Here is a 19,549-nt window from a genome sequence, read left to right on the forward strand (position 1 = left end):
CCCACGACGGGAGGTGTCCCGCCCGGCGGTGCAGCCGCTCGGCCGTCGCGGCTTCGCGGGTCGCGGCCGAGTTCCGCCCGTCAGCCCGAGGCCGGGTGGCCCCGCCGCGCCGACCGGCTCACGCGGCGACGCGGGCTTCGGCGGAGCCGGCGATCGCAGCGCTCGGACGGGCACGGTCCGGACGGCTCCACACCACTCGGCGGGACGCCACCCCGGTCACACCGGCCCCTTCCCGACACCGACCCGCCTCAGAAGCCGATGCGCTTCAGCGGCCCACACCTGTCAGCCCCACAACCCCACTCCCCTCAGAAAAGGGTCCCCTCCTCCGGTCCCTCCAGTTCTGTCAGTAGTTCCGGCCCGTTGTTGCGGACGTTGCTGACGGCTGTGGGGACGGGGTAGGCACGCATCAGGCCGGGTGGGGGTGGGGTCAGTAGGGGGGCGAGGTCGTCGAAGGTGGTGGTTGTGGGGTCCAGCCAGGCGTCCCAGCGGTCGGGGGTGAGCATGAGGGGCATGCGGGGGTGGATCTCGGACAGGGTGCGGGGGCCTTCGGCGGGGGCGGCGGCGAGGGGGGTTGTCTCGGCCTCGGTCGTGATGACTGAGCAGGTCACCCACCAGGCGAGCGGATGCTCGTCGGGGAGGGTGCGGTCGCGCCAGAACTCGTAGAGGCCGGCCATGGCGAAGACGGAGCCGTCGGCGGGCCGGACGAAGTAGGGCTGTTTGCGGGGCCGTTTCTTCTTGCCCTCGACCTCGAGGGCCCGCTCATCCTTGGCGGTGACCCACTCGTAGTACCCGTCGGCGGGAACGATGCAGCGCCGGGCGGCGAAGGCGCGACGGAAGGACGGCTTCTCGTGGACCGTCTCGGCGCGCGCGTTGATCATCCGGGCCGCGCCCTCGGGCGACTTGGCCCAGGACGGCACGAGCCCCCACTTCACGGTACGGAGCTGCCGAACCGGCCGGCGCTCGTCCGCGTCTTTCAAGGGACGGTCGAGAACGACGTACACCTGTTTCGTGGGGGCCACGTTGTAGTCCGGAGCCAGGGTCTCCTCCGGCGCGATCTTCTCGATCTCGAAGATTCCCGCGAGATCCTCGGGGCCACGACTGGCCGCATACCGTCCGCACATACGTGCCACACTGCCAGACCCCGTACGCCATCAGGGAGCCACCGCCGAACATGGACAGCACCGCCGACCTCTGGGACCGCGTCACCGGCCTCCAGCCCGATCCCGACCTCTGGGTCGTCCTCGCGACGGCGCTGGCCGCCCTCGCGATAGTCGTCCCGCACAACCTGTGGCGTCTGTCCCGCAACGCCATCACGATCGCCCACGAAGGCGGCCACGGCCTGATCGCGCTGCTGACCGGCCGCACCTTGACGGGCATCCGCCTCCACTCGGACACCAGCGGCCTCACCCTGAGCCGGGGCAAGCCGCACGGCATCGGCATGATCCTGACGGCCGCGGCGGGCTACACGGCCCCCTCGCTCCTGGGCCTCGGCGGCGCGGCCCTGCTCGGCGCGGGCCGGATCACCCTGCTGCTCTGGGCCGCCACCGCCTTGCTGGTCGCGATGCTGGTGATGATCCGCAACGCGTACGGCGTCCTGACGGTGGTGGTGTCGGGCGGCGCGTTCCTGCTGGTGTCCTGGCTCGCGGGGCCCCAGGTGCAGGCGGCGTTCGCGTACGCGGTGGTGTGGTTCCTGCTGCTGGGCGGCGTCCGGCCCCCGTTCGAACTGCAGGCGAAGCGGAGAAGGGGAGGCGCGGCGGAGTCGGACGCGGACCAGTTGTCGCGCCTGACCCACGTCCCGGCGGGATTGTGGCTGTTCCTGTTCCACACGGTGTCGCTCTGCTCCCTGCTGGGCGGCGGCAGATGGCTGCTGGGGCTGTGACCGGACGACGCCCCCCGGACGGCACCGCACCCGCCCGCCGCACACCGCGCCCGCACCCGAAACACCACGGCCCATTAAAGTGAACGCATGCCGCAGAACCCCGACCACACCGCCCACTGGCCCGCCCCCACCGCGAGCGGAGCCGTCGACGCGACGGTCCACGTCCCGGGGTCGAAATCGGTCACCAACCGAGCCCTGGTCCTCGCGGCCCTCGCCTCGGAACCGGGCTGGCTCCGCCGCCCCCTCCGTTCCCGGGACACCCTCCTGATGGCAGCCGCGCTGCGCGCGATGGGCGTGGGCATCGAGGAGGGCGTGGGCCCGGACGGCACGGGCGAGGCGTGGCGCGTCCTGCCGACGGACCTGCGCGGCCCGGCGACGGTGGACGTCGGCAACGCCGGCACGGTCATGCGCTTCCTCCCCCCGGTCGCCACCCTCGCGGACGGTCCGATCAGGTTCGACGGCGACAAGCGCTCGTACGAGCGCCCCCTGCACGGCGTGATCGACGCCCTGCGCGCCCTCGGCGCCCGCATCGACGACGACGGCAGGGGAGCGCTCCCCCTGACGGTCCAGGGCGGCGGCGCGCTGGACGGCGGCCCGGTGGAGATCGACGCGTCCTCGTCGTCCCAGTTCGTGAGCGCGCTCCTCCTCTCCGGCCCCCGTTTCAACCAGGGCGTCGAGGTGCGGCACACCGGCGCCACCCTCCCCTCGCTCCCCCACATCCGGATGACCGTCGACATGCTCCGCGCGGCCGGCGCCCAGGTCGACACCCCCGAGGCGGGCGGCGAGCGCAACGTCTGGCGGGTCACCCCGGGCGCCCTGCTGGGCCGGGACCTGACGATCGAGCCGGACCTGTCCAACGCGCAGCCGTTCCTCGCGGCGGCCCTGGTGACCGGCGGCCGGGTGACGGTCCCGGACTGGCCGAGCCGCACGACCCAGCCGGGCGACGCCCTGCGGGAGATCTTCACGGCGATGGGCGGCTCCTGCGAACTCACGGACCGGGGCCTGACGTTCACCGGCTCGGGCAAGATCCACGGCATCGACGTCGACCTGGGCGACGTCGGCGAGCTGACCCCCGGCATCGCGGCGGTCGCCGCCCTCGCGGACTCCCCGTCGACCCTGCGCGGCGTCGCGCACCTGCGCCTGCACGAGACGGACCGGCTGGCCGCGCTGACGAAGGAGATCAACGAGCTGGGCGGCGACGTCACGGAGACGGCGGACGGCCTGCACATCCGCCCCCGCCCGCTGCACGGCGGCACCTTCCACACGTACGACGACCACCGCATGGCGACGGCCGGCGCGATCATCGGGCTGGCGGTGAAGGGCGTGGAGATCGAGAACGTCGGCACGACCGCCAAGACCCTCCCGGACTTCCCGGAGATGTGGACCGGGATGCTCGGGAACTGACGATCATGCGTCGCTACGGCAAGCACACCGACGAGGACGACATCCGCTCGCGCCCCAACCGCAAGGGCAACCGTCCCCGTACGAACATCCGCCCCAAGCACGAGGACGCCGCCGAGGGCATGGTCCTCACGGTCGACCGGGGCCGCCTCACCTGTCTCGTCGAGGACCGTACGGTCCTCGCGATGAAGGCCCGTGAACTGGGCCGCAAGGCCGCCGTCGTCGGCGACCGGGTCGCCCTCGTCGGTGACCTCTCCGGCGCGAAGGACACCCTCGCGCGCATCGTCCGCATCGAGGAGCGCACGTCCGTCCTGCGCCGCACGGCCGACGACGACGATCCCTACGAGCGGGTCGTGGTCGCCAACGCGGACCAGCTGGCCATCGTCACCGCCCTCGCGGACCCCGAGCCCCGGCCCCGGCTGATCGACCGCTGTCTCGTCGCCGCGTACGACGGCGGTCTGGAGCCGCTGCTGGTCATGACGAAGTCCGACCTGGCGCCGCCGGACAAGCTCCTTGAGCTGTACGGCGACCTCGACATCCCGTACGTGGTCACCAACCGCGCGGAGCTGGAGAACGGGGACGCGGCGGACCGGGTGCGGGAGTACCTGACGGGCCGGACGACCGCGTTCGTCGGGCACTCCGGCGTCGGCAAGACGACCCTGGTCAACGCGCTGGTCCCGAAGGACCGCCGGCGCCTGACGGGCCACGTCAACGCGGTGACCGGACGGGGGCGGCACACGACGACGTCGGCCCTGGCGCTGCCGCTGCACGGCGTCGACGACTGGGTGATCGACACCCCCGGCGTCCGCTCCTTCGGGCTCGCCCACATCGACCCGTCCCGGGTCATCCACGCGTTCCCCGACCTGGAGGAGGGGACGGCGGGCTGTCCGCGCGCGTGCAGTCACGACGAGCCCGACTGCGCGCTGGACTCATGGGTGGCCGAGGGACACGCCGACCCCGCCCGCCTCTACTCGCTGCGCCGGCTACTGGCGACCCGCGAGCGTACGGAAGGCGACTGACACCCCGTCACCTCGCTTCTCTGACCTGGGTGTTGTTTGTGCGCACCTGAGTCCGGTAAGTGCACAATCGCACCGACCCTGACCCAACGGGAGGACAGCTACATGGCATGGCTGCTGGTCGTCGTGGCCGGACTGCTCGAAACAGGCTTCGCGGTGTGCCTCAAGCTCTCCCACGGCTTCACCCGCCTCTGGCCCACCATCGCCTTCGCCGCCTTCGCCCTGGGCAGCTTCGGCCTCCTGACTCTCGCCCTGCGCAAACTGGACGTCGGCCCCGCGTACGCCGTCTGGACCGGCATCGGCGCGGCCGGCACGGCGATCTACGGCATGGTCTTCCTGGGCGACCTCGTCTCGACGCTGAAGATCGTCTCGATCAGCTTCGTCATCATCGGCGTGATCGGCCTGCAGCTGTCGGGGTCGGCGCACTGAGGGGGCGCGTTCAGCTGAGAGCGCCCCGGACCAGCTCCCCCACCCCGCCCTCTGCTGCGGGCGCGGCGACGCAGGACAGGGCCAGCCTGAGGGTGAGTTCGGCGGCGCGGGCGACGTCCGGGGCGGCGCCCTTGGGCAGGACGAGGGCGGCGCGTTCACGGACGTGGCTCACGAAGTCGGCCGGCGCCGGCAGCGCGCCGTCCGCGCGGCGCTGCGCCGGGACGGCCGTGGCGGAGAGCACGGCATCCAGCGGCGGTGCGGGCAGGCGTTCGCTCCAGCAGCCGGTGAGCATGGCCTTGACGAGGGGGTTCTCCTCGGCGGACGTCACCGTCCACTCGGCCAGCAGCACGAGCCGTTCGCGCACGCCGTCGTCCCCGGAGCCCTCGTCCACCGCGCCGGCGAAGGCACGCTCGACCCCGGCGAGATAGCCGTCCGCCTCTCTGCGCACCAGGGCCCTGGCCAGCCCGTCCTTGCTGCCGAACTCGTTGTAGAGCGTCTGGCGCGACACCCCGGCCGCCGCCGCCACGTCCACCATCCGCACCGTCGACCACGCCCGGCGCGCCACCGCCGCGAAAGCGGCGTCCAGCAAAGCTTCCCGCGCAGATGCCACCGTCGCCTCCCTGGGCCAAGCGACTCTCAGCCCAGATTTGACGCCCACGATTCCACTGTCAAGGCCCCCCGCACCCCACATCTCCACCCCTCCCGTACCCGACCCCCATGGCCCCACCCTCACCTCGCCGGATACCGTTCCCCCATGCCGGACTACCTCGACGACCTCCGCCTCGCCCATGTCCTCGCGGACGCGGCCGACGCGGCCACCACGGCCCGTTTCAAGGCCCTCGACCTGAAGGTCGAGACGAAGCCGGACATGACGCCGGTCAGCGAGGCCGACAAGGCGGCGGAGGAGCTGATCCGGGGCCATTTGCAGCGGGCGCGGCCCAGGGACGCGATCCTCGGCGAGGAGTACGGCGTCGAGGGCACGGGCCCGCGCCGCTGGGTCATCGACCCGATCGACGGAACGAAGAACTACGTACGCGGTGTACCCGTCTGGGCGACATTGATCGCGCTCACCGAAGCCGGCGAGGGCGGTTATCAGCCGGTCGTCGGTCTGGTCTCCGCGCCCGCGCTGGGCCGCCGCTGGTGGGCGGCGAAGGGCCACGGCGCGTACACGGGGCGCAGCCTCTCGACGGCGACCCGGATGCACGTCTCGAAGGTCGCCTCCCTCTCGGACGCGTCGTTCGCGTACTCCTCCCTCTCCGGCTGGGAGGAACGCGGCACCCTGAACGGCTTCCTGGACCTGACGCGCGAGGTCTGGCGCACCCGCGCGTACGGCGACTTCTGGTCGTACATGATGGTCGCCGAGGGCACGGTCGACCTGTGCGCGGAGCCGGAGCTGTCGCTGTGGGACATGGCGGCGACGGCGATCGTCGTGACGGAGGCCGGCGGCACGTTCACCGGCCTGGACGGCCGTCCGGGCCCGCACAGCGGGAACGCCGCCGCGTCCAACGGGCTGCTGCACGAGGAACTGCTGGGCTACTTGAACGAACGCTACTGACCCGGCGCTACTGGTCGAGGGCCGGCCAAGGGTCGCCAACCGGCGCTCGTTCGCGGCACATATGAGCGCACACGCCCTCAATCGGCCCCGCACGCCCCCTTGTTGACCCCCGCTTTGCCTGCGACGCTGAGGACGCCCCCACTTGTGCATTTGTGAATCCCCGCACGTTCCGGGGATCACAGGAGGAGGTCACCCTCGATGCTCGTCCACGAAGCCATGACCCGGACGGTCCTCACCATCGGCCCCGCCCACACCCTCCGCCAGGCCGCCGCCCTGATGTCCGCCCGCCGCGTGGGCGCGGCCGTCGTCCTCGACCCCGACGCCGGCGGCATCGGCATCCTCACGGAGCGCGACATCCTCGACTCCGTGGGCCTCGGCCAGAACCCCGACCGCGAGCACGCGTACGACCACACCACGACGGACGTCGTCTTCGCGACCCCCGCGATGCCCCTGGAGGAGGCGGCCCGCGCGATGACCGACGGCGGCTTCCGCCACCTCGTCGTCCTGGACGGCGGCGAGCCCGCCGGCATCGTCTCGGTCCGCGACATCGTCCGCTGCTGGGTCCCGGCGGGGCTCGGGATACCGGCCTAGGCCGGACATGCGAGGTGGGCCGCCCCCAAGGGAACCGGCCCACCGTCTCGACGAGCGGTCCAGTGCCGGAGCAGCCGTGAAGGGCCTGGACCACGGCCTCCAGCCACCCGTCGAACTCACCCCGGATCCTACATTGGACTCATTCCAAGTCAAGCTAGCATCCAAATTCACACCCGTTCGGAAAACCGCGTCCGGCTGTTAATCTGGACGGCATGAGTGACCTTCTGGAGCGGCTGCGCGGGCGCGGATGGCGCATGACCGCACAGCGGCGCGTCGTGGCCGAAGTCCTCGACGGCGAACACGTCCACCTCACGGCCGACGAAGTCCACTCACGGGCGGTGGCCAAGCTCCCCGAGATCTCCCGGGCGACGGTCTACAACACCCTGGGCGAACTGGTGACGCTGGGCGAGGTCCTGGAGGTGACGACGGACAACCGGGCCAAGCGCTACGACCCGAACGCCCATCACCCCCACCACCACCTCGTCTGCGCCCACTGCGGCACCATCCGCGACGTCCACCCCACCGGCAACCCCCTCACCGACCTCCCCACGACGGAGCGCTTCGGCTTCACGATCGAGGCGGTCGAGGTCACGTACAAGGGCGTCTGCCCGAACTGCGCGCGGGCGTGAATGCACTGAGGGCCCGGATCCTGTTCCCAGGATCCGGGCCCTCATTCAGTAGCGGGGACAGGATTTGAACCTGCGACCTCTGGGTTATGAGCCCAGCGAGCTACCGAGCTGCTCCACCCCGCGTCGGTGAACACAACGTTACGCGAGGGGCGAGCGGCAGGCAAATCGATTACCCGCCCACCCCTCACCGCACCTCACGCGCTCAGTTCCTCCCGCAGCGCGTCCCGCAGCCGGGCCGCCCGCTCCCCCACCTCCGCAGGGCCCAGCTCCACGGCCCGGGAGGCCCAGCGCTGCCCCTCGGCCAGGTCCCCCCGCCGCGCGCACACCAGGGCGAGCCTGAGCGCCGCGCGCCCGTGCCCGGCGGAGGCCGCCCGCTGCCACCAGACGACGGCCTCGGGCTCGCTCCCCTCGCGGGCCAGCAGCAGCCCGAGGTTGAAGGCGCCGTTGCGGGACCCGGCCTCGGCGGCGGCCCGGTACCAGCGGGCGGCCTCGACGACGTCACCGCGTCCGGCGGCGAGCATGCCCACGCGCACCTGGGCGCGCCGGTGTCCTTGGGAGGCGGCGCGCTCGTACCACTCCTCGCACTCGGTCTTCTCCCGCACCGGCTCCCCCAGCTCGTGCGCGGACGCGGCCGGCCGGCGGGCGTCGAGCAGCGTGGCCAGCCGGTAGGCGGCCTCGGCGCTGCCCCCGCCCGCCGCGCACCGCAGGTGCCGTTCGGCGGCCTGCTCGTCGCCGTCCCGCAGCCGTGCGATGCCCACCTGGAGCGCGGCCTCGGTGTGCCCGGCGGCGGCGGCCCGCTCGTACCAGCGCAGCGCGGCCCCCTCCTCCCCGCGCCCGGCGTGCAGGATCCCGAGGTTGAAGGCGGCGTCGACGCTGCCGAGTTCGGCGGCCTTGGAGAACCAGGGCTCGGCCCCGCTCGCGTCCCCGCCCTGCAGCAGCAGGATCGCGAGCGCGTTGGCGGCCTCGCGGTGTCCGACGTAGGCAGCGCGCCGGTACCACTGCTCGGCCTGCGCGGTGCGCCCCTGTTCGGCGCAGAGGAGGCCGAGGTTGTAGGCACCGTTGATGTCGCCGGCGTCCATGGCGGCCCGGTACCAGCGTTCGGCGGTCTGGTGCTGGCCGCGTTCGGCGTGCAGGGCGCCGAGCGCGTTCGCGGCGTTGCCGTCGCCGTCCTGGGCGCCGCGCAGCCACCAGATCGCGGCGTTCTCGACGTCCCCGGCGTCGCGCAGGAGGAAGCCGAGGGCGCAGGCGGCGCGGGCGTCGCCGTCCTTGGCGGCCACGAGGTACCAGCGGCCGGCCTCCTTGACCTCGCCGCGGCGCTCCAGGATCCCGCCGAGGTGGAGGGCGGCGCGCAGGTGACCGCGGGCGGCGGCCTGCCGGTACCACTGCTCGGCCTCGCCGGAGGACGCCCCGGTGTCGGCCCGCTCGCCGAGGAGTCCCCCGCTGCCGGGCCGGTCGAGTCCGCGCGCGAGGCGGTAGGCGGCTTCGCGGTGTCCGCGTTCGGCGGCGGCCCGCAGCCACTTCTCGGCCCCGGCGTCGCCGCGGTGCTCCAGGAGGTCGGCGAGGGCGTAGGCGCCGAGGGTGTGGCCCTGTTCGGCGGACTGGCGCAGCCAGTACTCGGCGGCCGGTTCGTCGCCGCGCTCGCGGTGGTGCCGGCCGAGCGCGTGGGCGGCGGCCGAGGATCCGGCGACGGCGGCGACGCGCCACCAGCCGGCGGCCTCGTCGGCGTAGCCGCGCTGGTGGAGGAGGACGCCGAGGTTGTTGGCGGCGGCGCGGTCGCCGGCGGCCGTCGCGGCGCGCAGGTGGGGCTCCGCACCGTCCAGGTCGCCCCTGCGCAGCAGCCGGGCGCCGAGGACGCTGGCCGCCTCGGTGTCGCCGCGTTCGGCGGCGAGCCACAGGCGCGCCTCCTCGGCGGCCTCCCCCGTCTCGTCCGGGGCCGCTTCCTCTGCCTCACCCGAAGGCCGCGCAATTCGCCCTGTCTCGTACAGAGTTCCCTTGTCCCCCATAACGTCCATCGTCGCACCACCTGCAACCGAGTTACATCCGGTATACCGCAGTCAGTGAGGTCACTTCAGCGTTTTGTCGACATGCCCACAGAGAGACACATCAAACCCCATCCCTTCTCCGCACGCGCCGAAGGCCCGGATCCTCGTTGGATCCGGGCCTTCGACTTCAGTAGCGGGGACAGGATTTGAACCTGCGACCTCTGGGTTATGAGCCCAGCGAGCTACCGAGCTGCTCCACCCCGCGCCGTGTGGAACAACCGTACCACGGCGCGGAGATGAGCAGATGATCTACCCATCGCCTAAGACGACGAGGGCTTCGGCGTCGGACTCGGACTCGCCCCCGGTGTGGGCTTGTTCGCGTCCTTCTGCGCCGCGGCCTGCGCGTCCTCGGCCCGCTTCAGCGCGGCCTGCAGGTCCTTCTGAGCCTGCCCGTACGCCCCCCAGTCGCCCTTCTTCAGGGCTTCCTGGCCGGCGGTGAACGCCTTCTGGGCGTCCTGGAGCGCCTGCTGGACCGTCGGGTTGCCGGACGGCGGCGGTGTCGTGCCCCCGCCCCCGCCGGTGTCCCCGCCGTCGTCGCCCGGTGGCGGCGGCGTCGAGGTCTGGGTGCCGAAGACCTTGTCGAGGGCCGCCTCAAGGGTGTCCTCGAACGCGGTGCTGCCGTTGTAGGTCACCAGCACCTTGCGCAGCAACGGGTACTTGAGTCCACCACCGCGTACGTAGACCGGCTCCACGTAGAGCAGTCCGCCGTCGAGCGGCACCGTCAGCAGGTTGCCGTACTCGACCTCGGAGTCGCCGCCGCGCAGCAGCCTGATCGACTCGGCGATGTCCTGTTCGGAGTTGAACTGGCTCTGGACCTGTTTGGGTCCGTCGACCGTGGTGCTCGTCGGCAGCTTCAGGACTCTGATCTTGCCGTAGTCCGAGGTGCCCGCCTCCGCGTCGACCGCCATGAACGCGCTCAGGTTGTCCCGGCCGTTGGGCGTGAACGTCGTCGTCAGCGAGAACGCCTGCTGCTTCTGGTCGGGCATCTTCATGCTCAGGTAGTACGGCGGGACCGCGTCGCCCGACTTGTTGGTCGGGTCGTCCGGGACCTGCCAGACCTCGCTGCCGCTGAGGAACGTCGTCGCGTCCTTCACGTGGTAGCGGGTGAGCAGTTCGCGCTGGACCTTGAAGAGGTCCTGCGGGTACCGCAGGTGGTCCATCAGGTCCTTGGAGATCGCGCTACGCGGCTCGACCGTGTCCGGGAACGCCTTCATCCAGGTCTTGAGGACCGGGTCCTTGGTGTCCCACTGGTAGAGCTTGACCTGGCCGGTGTACGCGTCGACGGTCGCCTTCACCGAGTTGCGGATGTAGTTGACCTGGTTCTGCTGGGCCACCACCGCGCGGGAGTTGTTGGCCGCCGTCAGCGAGTCGGCCGTCGTGTCGCCCAGCGTGGTGCGCGAGGCGTACGGGTAGCCGTTGGTGGTGGTGTACGCGTCGACGATCCACTGGATCTTGCCGCCGACCACCGCAGGGTAGGCGTCGCCGTCGATCGTCAGCCAGGGGGCGACGGCCTCGACGCGCTCCTTCGGCGTGCGGTTGTAGAGGATCCGCGAACCCTCGCCGATCGCGCCGGAGTAGAGGATCTGCGGCTCGCCGAACGCCACCGCGTACGCCGCCCGGTTGACCGGGTTGGAGAGGTTGACGCCGCTGTCGCCGGTGTAGCTGGTGGTCTTCTCGCCGCTGTCGTCGGAGTAGTCGATCTCCTTCTGCGGGCCGCCGACGATCGAGTACGTCGTCGTGCGCTCGCCGTAGTAGATCCGCTGCTGGTACTTGCCCAGCTCACCCTTGGACGGCAGGTCGGACTCGGTGAACACCGGCCGCCCCTCGGAGTCGACCGAGGTGCCCTGCGCCGCGACCACGCCGTAGCCGTGGGTGTAGCGGAAGTGGTTGTTGATCCAGTTCTTCTTCGGGATGCCGGCGAGGTTGATCTCGCGCAGACCGATGACCGTGTCCTGGTCCTTGCCGTCCTTGCCGTAACGGTCGACGTCCAGGTTGGTCGGGAAGGCGTAGTAGTTGCGGATCTGCTGGAGCTGCTGGAACGTCGGCGAGATGATGTTCGGGTCCATGATCCGGACGCTGGCCGTCGCGTCGGCGCTCGCCCGCAGCTTGGTCTTGTCCGTCTGCGCCGGCTTGCCCGAGTACTCGGTGACCTGGGCGTCGTCGATGCCGTACGCCTCGCGCGTCGCCTTCAGGTTCTTCGCGACGTACGGGGCTTCCTTGGCCTGCTCGTTGGGCTGGACCTGGAACTTCTGGACGATCGCCGGGTACAGGCCGCCGATGAGGATCGCGGAGAGCACCATCAGGCCGAAGCCGATGACCGGGAGCTGCCAGGTGCGCCGCCACAGGGTGGCGAAGAACAGCAGCGCGCAGATGACGGCGATGCAGAACAGGATGGTCTTCGCCGGGAGGTAGGCGTTGGCGTCGACGTACCTGAGGCCCGTCCAGCTGTCGGTGGCCTTGAAGTCGCTGGACTTGACGGCCAGTCCGTACCGGTCGAGCCAGTAGGCGACCGCCTTCAGCGCGACGAACACGCCGAGCAGCACCGACAGGTGGCCGGTCGCGGCGGCCGTGGCGCGCGCGCCGGGGCTGGTGACGCGCAGCCCGCCGTACAGGTAGTGGGTGAGCGCGGCGGCGATCAGGGAGATGATCGTCGCGGCGAAGCCGAAGCCGAGCAGGAAGCGGTACCAGGGCAGGTCGAAGGCGTAGAACGCCACGTCCAGGTGGAACTGGGGGTCCTTCGTGCCGAAGGACACGCCGTTGACCCACATGAGCCAGGTCCGCCACTGCCCGGAGGCGGAGGCGCCCGCGATCAGGCCCACGAGGGCGGTGATCCCGAGCAGCAGCCACTTCTTGTACGGCGCGATGCCCATGCGGTAGCGGTCCAGGCTCTGCTGCTCGACCGACATGGCCGCGAGCGGCGGGCGCAGCCGGTGCGCGAGCCAGATGTTGAAGCCGACCGCCAGGGCCATGAGCAGGCCGAAGACGAAGAAGAGCCCGACCTTGGTCCACAGGGTGGTGGTGAAGACGGACGAGTAGTTGACGGACCGGTACCAGAGCCAGTCGGTCCAGAACCCGGCGAACATGGTGAACGCCATGCCCAGCACGGCCAGCACGCCCAGTGTCAGGAGCAGGGTCCGGGCTCGCCTGGACGGGCGGCCCACTCTGATCCGTGGCCCCGTCGGGCCTCCGCCGCGGTCCGGCATCTGGAAAGCCAAGGTGGCACCTCGAAGTTCGCTGTCGATCCCTCAGGCCCGCGTTTTCGCCGGCCCCTCGTGGCCCGTTGTGATCGCGGGTCCACACCTATGCAACTTACTCACCGTTTACTCGGTTCCCGATTCAGGTCACGAACGAGGCAGGATTGTGACCATGTCCAACACTCCCATGGCGGCGAGTCCGCTCACCCGGGCCGTACTGGAGATCGACGAGTACGTCTCCGGTCTCGGCTGGGACCAGCCCGCCCGCCTCTTCGCCCTCGTAGACACCGCCCGGCTGCGCCGCGAGGAACCCCGCCTCGCGGCCCAGCTCGGCCTTGAGGGCGAGTCCGAGACCACCGGTCTCACCCCGATCGAGCAGGACGAGGTGCCCGCCGCCCAGCCGCTCGACGAGTTCCTGGCCACGATCGCCTGGCCGCCCGCGGTCACCGGCTGCGCCCTGACCGTCGAACGCCTCATGCTGCCCCCGTCCGCCGAGGCGCAGGTCCCCTCGAACCTGAACGAGAAGAAGCTCGCGCAGTGGGTCGCCGCGCACCCCGACCGCCAGGAGGTCCGCATGACGGTCGCCGTCCTGCGCGACGGCACCCGCGACTCGGCCGTCCGCCTGCGCGAGAAGGACACGCCGACGGAGGTCCTGACGGGCGGCGCGCTGGTCCCGGGCCTCGCGGAGGCCCTGGCGGCGACGTTCGAGGACTGAATCTTTTCGGAACGACATCTTTTCGGAACGACGGTGAGGGCGCCCTTCGTGTCACGAGGGCGCCCTCCGTCGTCGTCACCGGGGACCCGGCCTCAGCCCTTCGTCGTGCACGTCGGCAGGGCGTCCGTCTTGCCCTCCCGGATGTCGGCCAGCGCGCCGAGCGCGTCCTTGATGGTGCCGACCTTGATCAGCGTCAGGCCGCTCGGGGTGTCCTTGGCCGCCGCCGCGCAGTTGTCGGCCGGGGTGAGGAAGTACTGGGCGCCCTTCTCGCGCGCGCCGACCGTCTTCATCTCGATGCCGCCGATGGGGCCGACCTTGCCGTCGTCGTCGATCGTCCCGGTCCCGGCGACGAACTTCCCGCCCGTCAGGCTGCCCGGGGTGAGCTTGTCGTAGATGCCGAGGGCGAACATCAGACCGGCGCTGGGGCCGCCGACGTCCGCGAGCTTGATGTCGACCGTGAACGGGAACGTGTGGTCGGTACCGGCCGAGATGCCGACGATGGCCCGCTTCGCGCCGCTGTCGTCCGAGGCCGCCGTCCTGATCCGGACGTCCTCGGTGGCCGTCGCCGTCCTGCCGGCCTTCTCCGCGGCCGCCTGCTCCTTCGCCGGGACGATCGTGAAGACGACGTTCTCACCGGGCTTGTGCTTCGTCACCAGCTTCGCGACGTCACCGGGTTCCTCGACGGCCGTCCCGTCCACGGACTTGATGACGTCGCCGGCGTGCAGCCTGCCCTCCGCGGGGGAGCCCTTCACCACGGTCGACACGATCACCCACGACCGCACCGGGATGCCCAGCTCCTTCAGCGCCGCCACCTTCGCGCTCTCCTGGGACTGGCTGAACTCCTCGGCGTTCTCCTGGGTGGACTGCTCCTCCGTCTTGCCGTCCGGGTACAGCGTGTCGTGCGGGACGACCTTGTTGTCGTGCGCGAGCCAGCCGTACACCGCCTCGACGAGGTTCATCCGGTAGTCGGCGCCGGTGACCCGCACGGTCGTCATGTTCAGGTGCCCCGACGCCGGATACGTCTTGCGCCCCGAGATCTGCAGCACCGGTTCCCCGCCGTGCTCCCCCAGCGTGTTCACCGTCGGTCCCGGCGACATCTCCGAGTACGGCGCCTTGATCGTCACCCCCAGGCACAGGAGGGCGATCAGCATCAGGGTCGAGGCGAGCATCGTCGCGGTGCGGCGTGGCATGTCTCGACAGTACGGGACGGGGGTGAGCGGGGTCGGGGATGGGGGACCATGGGCGTATGGCTGAAGTTTCCTTTGATCATCCCGGGGAAGCCGGGGCGGACGATCCCGTCAGGCTGATCGCCGTCCGGGACGAGGCGTTGTCGCTGGACGAGGTGTTCCGGGCCGTGGGGGACGAGGCGGCCGGGGGGATCGCCCTGTTCGTCGGGACGGTGCGCAACCATGACGGCGGGGCGGACGTGGAGGCGTTGGGGTACTCCTGCCATCCCAGCGCCGAGGACGAGATGCGCCGGGTCGCGGAGAAGGTCGTCGCGGAGTTCCCGGTGCGGGCGCTGGCCGCCGTGCACCGGGTGGGGGAGCTGAGGGTGGGGGATCTCGCCGTCGTCGTCGCCGTGTCCTGCGCGCACCGGGCCGAGGCGTTCGCCGCCTGCCGCAAGCTCATCGACGACCTCAAGCACGAGGTGCCGATCTGGAAGCGGCAGAAGTTCTCCGACGGGACCGAGGAATGGGTCGGCGCCTGCTGAGGGCTCCGGTTGCGTAACCGGCGGCCCGGCGTGAGCGTTGTCACTGCGGATGGTTAATCTGCTGATCAGTCAGTTCGCGGTGGCCCGTCTGGGGTCGGGAGGTCGGACATGGGGGCGCTCGCCTGGTTGGGGATCCCGCTGCTCGCGGCGATCGGCGCCGGCGTATGGGGCAGCTGGGCCAACCGCACCCGCAGGACCCGCGGCGACGGCCCCGAACTCGACGGCTACGCGAAATTCCGGGCAGCCATGGAACGCCCCCTCCCCCACGAACCCGCGCCCCCCATGCCCGACACCCCCCTCCTGAACGTGGACTTCACCGCCCCCAAACCCCCGGCCCACACCTGACCCCGCCCACCGAATCCCGCTCAGCAGCCCCCGGCCCCGGGCCGCCGCCCCCTCGCACACGCGAGCGCGGGGGGCCTGACACGGTCGTGCCACCCCGGATCGCACACACGAGCGCGTGGGGAGCCTGCCGGGCCGCGTCGGTCAGCCACACGCGCGAGCGCGCGAGAAGCCTGCGCTGAAGGACTGCGGAATCACTCCACCGGGGCTCGCGCACACGAGCGCGCTGGGCGCCTTACCGGCCGCACCGGGGCCCCTCACCCCTCGTGCAGGTCCGCCGTCACTCGTCGACGCCCAGACACCCCGCCCTCGCCTCAGCCCCGGCGCGCTGCCGGTCTCGTCCCGGCCCGTCCCACAGCTCGCTGACCCGCTCCCACTCACACCCCGCCTCACCCCCGGACCGGCATCGCCCCACCCCCTCGCAACTCCCCGCCGGACGACGGCCGCGCTGCAGCACACGCACACCTGGACCTCCCGCCCGAGGCCCTGCCCCCCGCTCGCGGGCCGCACCCAACCCCCGTACCGTCCCCACGCAGCTCCCCCCGGATCGCTTGCCCCACCCACCCCGCCCCTAGCTCCGCCCACCCCGGGGTCCAGGGGCGGAGCCCCTGGTGGGGTTGAAGGGGCGGAGCCCCTGGGGGGGTTGAAGGGGCGGAGCCCCTGGGGGATGGGAAGGGTAGGGGCGGCGGGGGCGAGGAACCCCCGGCGCTCCGCTCCGCCGCAGCCACCCCCAGCGCACCCCGCCGCGACTACCCCCTCCGCCGCACCTTCCGAGCCCTGCGCACCACAGCCGCCGCCCCCAGCAATGCGACCGTCGCCCCCGCGGCGCCCGCCGCGGTCGCGTCCTTCCGTCCCAGCCGCCGCCCGGCGACCGTGTGCCGCCCGTCGACCTCGGCCAGGAGTTCGGCCAGCACCTCCTCGTTGGTCCACCGGGGCCGCCACCCGGCGGCGTGGAGCCGGCTCCCGCTGACCACCCAGGGGTACATGGTGTAGGCGAGGTCCCCGGCGGGCGACGGCGTGAGCCCGATCCGGTGCAGCCGGGCGGCGGCGCCGAGTGCGACGGCGGACGGCAGCTCCATCCGCCGGATCCCGCTCAGCTCCTCGACCTCCTCCTGCTCCAGCCACCCGTCACACCCGACGGCCAGCTCCCCCTCGACCTTCTCCAGCACGGCGTACTCCAGGGCCCCGCACAGATCGTCGACGTGACAGAACTGCCAGGCCGGCCGGGACCCGGCGACGACGAGCAGCCGGGGTGACTCGAAGTACCGGGTGAGCGCGGTGTCGGTGCCCCCGACGAGCGTGGCCGGCCGCACGACGGTGACATTCAGCCCGGGATGAGCACGGGGCGCCCGCCGAGCGAGCCGTTCGATCTCCAGCAGGTCCCCCACCCCGGTCGCCTCGGCGGTGGCCCGCAGCTCCGCGTCCTCGGCGAGCGGCAGCTCGTTGTCGGGCAGCGCCCCGTACACCATCGCGGACGTGCAGAGCACGACCCGCCGCACCCCGGCGGCCGCGGCGGCCGTCAGCACCGTCTGCGTCCCCCGCACGTTGTACGCGGTCCGCGCCGCCGCCTCGGACCCGAGATCGAGGTCCAGCGCGAGATGGACGACGACGTCGGCCCCGCGCAGCTTCTCCGCGATCGCCGGATCACGCACGTCGAGGATGTGCCACGTCGCGTCGTCGCACTCCCCCCGCCGCTCGTCGATGGCGACGACCTGCTTGATCTCGTCGGACGCGGCGAGCCGCGCGGTCAGCAGCGCGCCCACGCCCTGCGCCGCGCCGGTCACGGCGACGACGGGCCCGCGCGCGGCGGCACCGGTTGAGCGGTTTCGCGCTGCGCGAACCTGCGGATCTGGGGAACTCACCAGGTGTCTCCAGCGGTTGTCATGGCATACGGGCGCGGATGACGCGTACGTACCAGGTGGCTCCATCCTGCCGCAGGCCGCGAGTCGGCGAAGCACCGAGGCCCGATCGACCCCGGGTGTCTACGCTGGGTGGTGTTGCAGGGCAGCCGCGCCGCCGGTCGAGTGACCGGTGGCCTTACCAGCCGAGGAACCCCGTGAGTGACACCCCATTCGGATTCGGCCTTCCGCCGGAGGAGCCGGAGGACGGCGACGGCAAGAAGAAGGACCAGCAGAGCGGCGGTGGTCAGGGACCGGCCAACCCGTTCGGCTTCGGCGGGCTGCCCGGAGGCTTCGGCGCCCCCGGCGCGGACAACCCGTTCGCGGCGATGTTCGGCTCCATGAACCCCACCGACCTCGGTGCCGCGTTCCAGCAGCTCGGCCAGATGCTGTCGTACGAGGGCGGCCCGGTGAACTGGGACATGGCCAAGCAGATCGCCCGCCAGACGGTCGCGCAGGGCACGCCGGACGGCGTGAAGGACGCGAGCGTGGGCCCCACCGAGCGCACCGCGGTCGAGGAGGCCGTCCGCCTGGCGGACCTGTGGCTCGACGACGCGACGTCACTGCCGTCCGGCGCGGGCACCGCCGTCGCGTGGTCGCGCGCGGAGTGGGTGGAGGCGACGCTCCCGGCGTGGAAGGAGCTGGTCGACCCGGTCGCCGAGCGCGTGGGCGCGGCGATGGGGGACGTCCTGCCGGAGGAGATGCAGGCCATGGCGGGCCCGCTGATCGGCATGATGCGCTCCATGGGCGGCGCGATGTTCGGCACGCAGATCGGGCAGGCCGTCGGTGTCCTCGCGGGCGAGGTCGTCGGCTCGACCGACGTCGGCCTGCCGCTGGGCCCGGCCGGAAAGGCCGCGCTGCTGCCGGTGAACATCGAGACGTTCGGCAAGGACCTGGGCGTCGCGAAGGACGAGGTGCGGCTGTACCTGGCGCTGCGCGAGGCGGCCCACCAGCGCCTGTTCGCACACGTGCCGTGGCTGCGGGCGCACCTGTTCGGCGCGGTCGACGGCTACGCGCGCGGGATCAAGGTCGACACCGCCAAGCTGGAGGACGTCGTCGGCCAGTTCGACCCGCAGAACCCCGAGCAGCTTCAGGACGCGCTCCAGCAGGGCATGTTCCAGCCGGAGGACACCCCGGAGCAGAAGGCGGCGCTGGCCCGGCTGGAGACGGCGCTGGCGCTGGTCGAGGGCTGGGTCGACGCGGTGGTCCACGCGGCCGCCAAGCCCCGTCTGACGTCCGCCGACGCCCTGCGCGAGACGCTGCGCCGCCGCCGGGCGACGGGCGGCCCCGCCGAGCAGACGTTCGCCACGCTGATCGGCCTGGAGCTGCGCCCGCGCCGCCTGCGCGACGCGTCCCGCCTGTGGGCGTCCCTCACGGACGCGCGCGGTGTCGACGGCCGCGACGCCCTGTGGGCCCACCCGGACATGCTCCCCACGGCCACCGACCTCGACGACCCGGACGGCTTCGTCCACCGCGAACAGCTCGACTTCTCCGAGCTGGACAAGCTCCTCGGCGAGGCCGCGGAGGGCCCGGACCTGAAGAAGAAGCCCACCGACGGCAAGGACGACGACACCGAGTGAGCCTGCACGACGACGCGGCCTCGGTCCTCAAGGGGTACGAGGCCCAGCCGGACCTGCGCGAGACCTACCTCACCCACCTCGCGTCCCACCCCGACGGCATGTGGAAGTCCTGCGCGGACGGCCACATCACCGCCAGCGCCCTGGTCATCGACCCCACCCGGGGCCGCGTCCTGCTGACCCTGCACAAAAAGCTCCGCATGTGGCTCCAGATGGGCGGCCACTGCGAACCCGGCGACGACAGCCTGGCCGCCTCTGCCCTCCGCGAGGGTGTGGAGGAGTCGGGCATCGAGGACCTGACGCTCGTACCGGGCGGCCCGATCCGCCTGGACCGCCACTTGACGCCGTGCGCCTGGCACCTGGACGTGCAGTACGCGGCGCTGGCTGCCCCGAACGCGGTGGAGGCGATCAGCGACGAGTCACTGGACCTGCGGTGGTTCGCATACGACGAGGTGGCCGAAGTGGCGGACGACTCGGTGGTACGCCTGCTGGAGGAAACGAAGAAGAGGCTGGCCCTTTAAGAGGGGGTGCGTTGTGTTTGTCAGGGGCGCGGGGCTGTATCGATTTGCG

Annotated in this window: 18 protein-coding genes and 2 tRNA genes; 12 read left to right on the top strand and 8 right to left on the bottom strand. The window is 71.8% G+C overall.

Annotation, left to right across the window (positions count from 1 at the left end):
* Positions 1-305: 305 nt before the first annotated feature.
* Positions 306-1,121, bottom strand: a complete 816-nt coding sequence (locus IAG44_RS13235) for an SOS response-associated peptidase (protein WP_187747327.1) — start codon at positions 1,119-1,121, stop codon at positions 306-308.
* Between the two features lie 50 nt (positions 1,122-1,171).
* Between IAG44_RS13235 and IAG44_RS13240 the strand changes: the two genes are divergently transcribed.
* The 4 genes from IAG44_RS13240 to IAG44_RS13255 all read left to right on the top strand — a co-directional run bounded on the left by IAG44_RS13240 (position 1,172) and on the right by IAG44_RS13255 (position 4,725).
* Positions 1,172-1,879, top strand: coding sequence for a M50 family metallopeptidase (locus IAG44_RS13240; protein WP_187747328.1), 708 nt, complete (start codon positions 1,172-1,174; stop codon positions 1,877-1,879).
* Positions 1,880-1,966: 87 nt separating this feature from the next.
* Positions 1,967-3,283: a 3-phosphoshikimate 1-carboxyvinyltransferase gene (gene aroA / locus IAG44_RS13245; RefSeq protein ID WP_187747329.1), complete on the top strand. Its 1,317-nt coding sequence runs from the start codon at positions 1,967-1,969 to the stop codon at positions 3,281-3,283.
* A 5-nt stretch (positions 3,284-3,288) separates the two neighbouring features.
* On the top strand, positions 3,289-4,299 hold the full coding sequence (gene rsgA / locus IAG44_RS13250) for a ribosome small subunit-dependent GTPase A (protein WP_187747330.1): 1,011 nt from the start codon (positions 3,289-3,291) through the stop codon (positions 4,297-4,299).
* A 102-nt stretch (positions 4,300-4,401) separates the two neighbouring features.
* The gene (locus IAG44_RS13255) at positions 4,402-4,725 is read left to right on the top strand and encodes a DMT family transporter (RefSeq protein ID WP_187747331.1); all 324 of its coding nucleotides are present in this window, start codon (positions 4,402-4,404) and stop codon (positions 4,723-4,725) included.
* A gap of 10 nt (positions 4,726-4,735) precedes the next feature.
* Here the strand turns inward: IAG44_RS13255 and IAG44_RS13260 are convergent, their stop codons facing one another.
* Positions 4,736-5,335, bottom strand: coding sequence for a TetR/AcrR family transcriptional regulator (locus IAG44_RS13260; protein WP_246561683.1), 600 nt, complete (start codon positions 5,333-5,335; stop codon positions 4,736-4,738).
* 144 nt (positions 5,336-5,479) lie between these two features.
* On the opposite strand from IAG44_RS13260, the gene hisN reads away from it, so the two are divergent.
* The 3 genes from hisN (at position 5,480) to IAG44_RS13275 (ending at position 7,500) form a co-directional block, all read left to right on the top strand.
* Complete coding sequence (gene hisN / locus IAG44_RS13265; RefSeq protein ID WP_187747333.1) at positions 5,480-6,280, top strand: histidinol-phosphatase; 801 nt, start codon at positions 5,480-5,482, stop codon at positions 6,278-6,280.
* 198 nt (positions 6,281-6,478) lie between these two features.
* Positions 6,479-6,871 carry a CBS domain-containing protein gene (locus tag IAG44_RS13270; protein WP_187747334.1) on the top strand — a complete coding sequence of 131 codons (393 nt, stop codon included), beginning with the start codon at positions 6,479-6,481 and terminating at the stop codon, positions 6,869-6,871.
* 212 nt (positions 6,872-7,083) lie between these two features.
* Entirely contained in the window at positions 7,084-7,500 is a 417-nt protein-coding gene (locus IAG44_RS13275) for a Fur family transcriptional regulator (protein ID WP_187747335.1), read from the top strand.
* Positions 7,501-7,549: 49 nt separating this feature from the next.
* On the opposite strand, the gene IAG44_RS13280 is transcribed toward IAG44_RS13275, so the two are convergent.
* The 4 genes from IAG44_RS13280 to IAG44_RS13295 all read right to left on the bottom strand — a co-directional run bounded on the left by IAG44_RS13280 (position 7,550) and on the right by IAG44_RS13295 (position 12,745).
* Positions 7,550-7,623, bottom strand: a tRNA-Met gene (locus tag IAG44_RS13280).
* 71 nt (positions 7,624-7,694) lie between these two features.
* Positions 7,695-9,512: a tetratricopeptide repeat protein gene (locus IAG44_RS13285; protein ID WP_187747336.1), complete on the bottom strand. Its 1,818-nt coding sequence runs from the start codon at positions 9,510-9,512 to the stop codon at positions 7,695-7,697.
* A gap of 161 nt (positions 9,513-9,673) precedes the next feature.
* Positions 9,674-9,747, bottom strand: a tRNA-Met gene (locus IAG44_RS13290).
* A 55-nt stretch (positions 9,748-9,802) separates the two neighbouring features.
* Positions 9,803-12,745, bottom strand: coding sequence for a UPF0182 family membrane protein (locus IAG44_RS13295; RefSeq protein ID WP_187752657.1), 2,943 nt, complete (start codon positions 12,743-12,745; stop codon positions 9,803-9,805).
* Positions 12,746-12,908: 163 nt separating this feature from the next.
* Here IAG44_RS13295 and IAG44_RS13300 point away from each other — a divergent pair, with 163 nt between their 5' ends.
* A complete protein-coding gene (locus tag IAG44_RS13300) occupies positions 12,909-13,451 on the top strand; it encodes a PPA1309 family protein (RefSeq protein ID WP_187747337.1) in 543 nt (180 codons plus the stop codon).
* Between the two features lie 92 nt (positions 13,452-13,543).
* Here IAG44_RS13300 and IAG44_RS13305 read toward each other — a convergent pair whose 3' ends face one another.
* Positions 13,544-14,641 carry a YlbL family protein gene (locus IAG44_RS13305; protein ID WP_187747338.1) on the bottom strand — a complete coding sequence of 366 codons (1,098 nt, stop codon included), beginning with the start codon at positions 14,639-14,641 and terminating at the stop codon, positions 13,544-13,546.
* Between the two features lie 38 nt (positions 14,642-14,679).
* Here IAG44_RS13305 and IAG44_RS13310 point away from each other — a divergent pair, with 38 nt between their 5' ends.
* Both IAG44_RS13310 and IAG44_RS13315 read left to right on the top strand, forming a co-directional pair.
* Positions 14,680-15,162 (top strand): molybdenum cofactor biosynthesis protein MoaE, encoded by a 483-nt coding sequence (locus tag IAG44_RS13310; protein ID WP_425508446.1) that lies wholly within the window; start codon positions 14,680-14,682, stop codon positions 15,160-15,162.
* A gap of 108 nt (positions 15,163-15,270) precedes the next feature.
* Complete coding sequence (locus IAG44_RS13315) at positions 15,271-15,507, top strand: hypothetical protein (RefSeq protein ID WP_187753140.1); 237 nt, start codon at positions 15,271-15,273, stop codon at positions 15,505-15,507.
* A 746-nt stretch (positions 15,508-16,253) separates the two neighbouring features.
* Here the strand turns inward: IAG44_RS13315 and IAG44_RS13320 are convergent.
* On the bottom strand, positions 16,254-17,366 hold the full coding sequence (locus IAG44_RS13320; protein ID WP_187747340.1) for an SDR family oxidoreductase: 1,113 nt from the start codon (positions 17,364-17,366) through the stop codon (positions 16,254-16,256).
* A 194-nt stretch (positions 17,367-17,560) separates the two neighbouring features.
* On the opposite strand from IAG44_RS13320, the gene IAG44_RS13325 reads away from it, so the two are divergent.
* Positions 17,561-18,982: a zinc-dependent metalloprotease gene (locus tag IAG44_RS13325; protein WP_187747341.1), complete on the top strand. Its 1,422-nt coding sequence runs from the start codon at positions 17,561-17,563 to the stop codon at positions 18,980-18,982.
* Complete coding sequence (locus IAG44_RS13330; RefSeq protein ID WP_187747342.1) at positions 18,979-19,500, top strand: NUDIX hydrolase; 522 nt, start codon at positions 18,979-18,981, stop codon at positions 19,498-19,500. Before IAG44_RS13325 ends, IAG44_RS13330 begins: the two co-directional genes overlap by 4 nt.
* Positions 19,501-19,549: the final 49 nt, after the last annotated feature.

Origin of the sequence: Streptomyces roseirectus, assembly GCF_014489635.1 — a bacterium.
GTDB classification, from domain to species: domain Bacteria; phylum Actinomycetota; class Actinomycetes; order Streptomycetales; family Streptomycetaceae; genus Streptomyces; species Streptomyces roseirectus.

Bases quoted from the DNA above. Each gene is read 5' to 3' on its own strand.
- IAG44_RS13315 (WP_187753140.1), top strand. From the start codon at position 15,271: ATGGGGGCGCTCGCCTGGTTGGGGATCCCGCTGCTCGCGGCGATCGGC.
- IAG44_RS13275 (WP_187747335.1), top strand. From the start codon at position 7,084: ATGAGTGACCTTCTGGAGCGGCTGCGCGGGCGCGGATGGCGCATGACC.
- IAG44_RS13270 (WP_187747334.1), top strand. From the start codon at position 6,479: ATGCTCGTCCACGAAGCCATGACCCGGACGGTCCTCACCATCGGCCCC.
- hisN (WP_187747333.1), top strand. From the start codon at position 5,480: ATGCCGGACTACCTCGACGACCTCCGCCTCGCCCATGTCCTCGCGGAC.
- IAG44_RS13240 (WP_187747328.1), top strand. From the start codon at position 1,172: ATGGACAGCACCGCCGACCTCTGGGACCGCGTCACCGGCCTCCAGCCC.
- IAG44_RS13310 (WP_425508446.1), top strand. From the start codon at position 14,680: ATGGGGGACCATGGGCGTATGGCTGAAGTTTCCTTTGATCATCCCGGG.
- IAG44_RS13305 (WP_187747338.1), bottom strand. From the start codon at position 14,641: ATGCCACGCCGCACCGCGACGATGCTCGCCTCGACCCTGATGCTGATC.
- aroA (WP_187747329.1), top strand. From the start codon at position 1,967: ATGCCGCAGAACCCCGACCACACCGCCCACTGGCCCGCCCCCACCGCG.
- IAG44_RS13295 (WP_187752657.1), bottom strand. From the start codon at position 12,745: ATGCCGGACCGCGGCGGAGGCCCGACGGGGCCACGGATCAGAGTGGGC.
- IAG44_RS13285 (WP_187747336.1), bottom strand. From the start codon at position 9,512: ATGGACGTTATGGGGGACAAGGGAACTCTGTACGAGACAGGGCGAATT.
- rsgA (WP_187747330.1), top strand. From the start codon at position 3,289: ATGCGTCGCTACGGCAAGCACACCGACGAGGACGACATCCGCTCGCGC.
- IAG44_RS13255 (WP_187747331.1), top strand. From the start codon at position 4,402: ATGGCATGGCTGCTGGTCGTCGTGGCCGGACTGCTCGAAACAGGCTTC.
- IAG44_RS13235 (WP_187747327.1), bottom strand. From the start codon at position 1,121: ATGTGCGGACGGTATGCGGCCAGTCGTGGCCCCGAGGATCTCGCGGGA.
- IAG44_RS13300 (WP_187747337.1), top strand. From the start codon at position 12,909: ATGTCCAACACTCCCATGGCGGCGAGTCCGCTCACCCGGGCCGTACTG.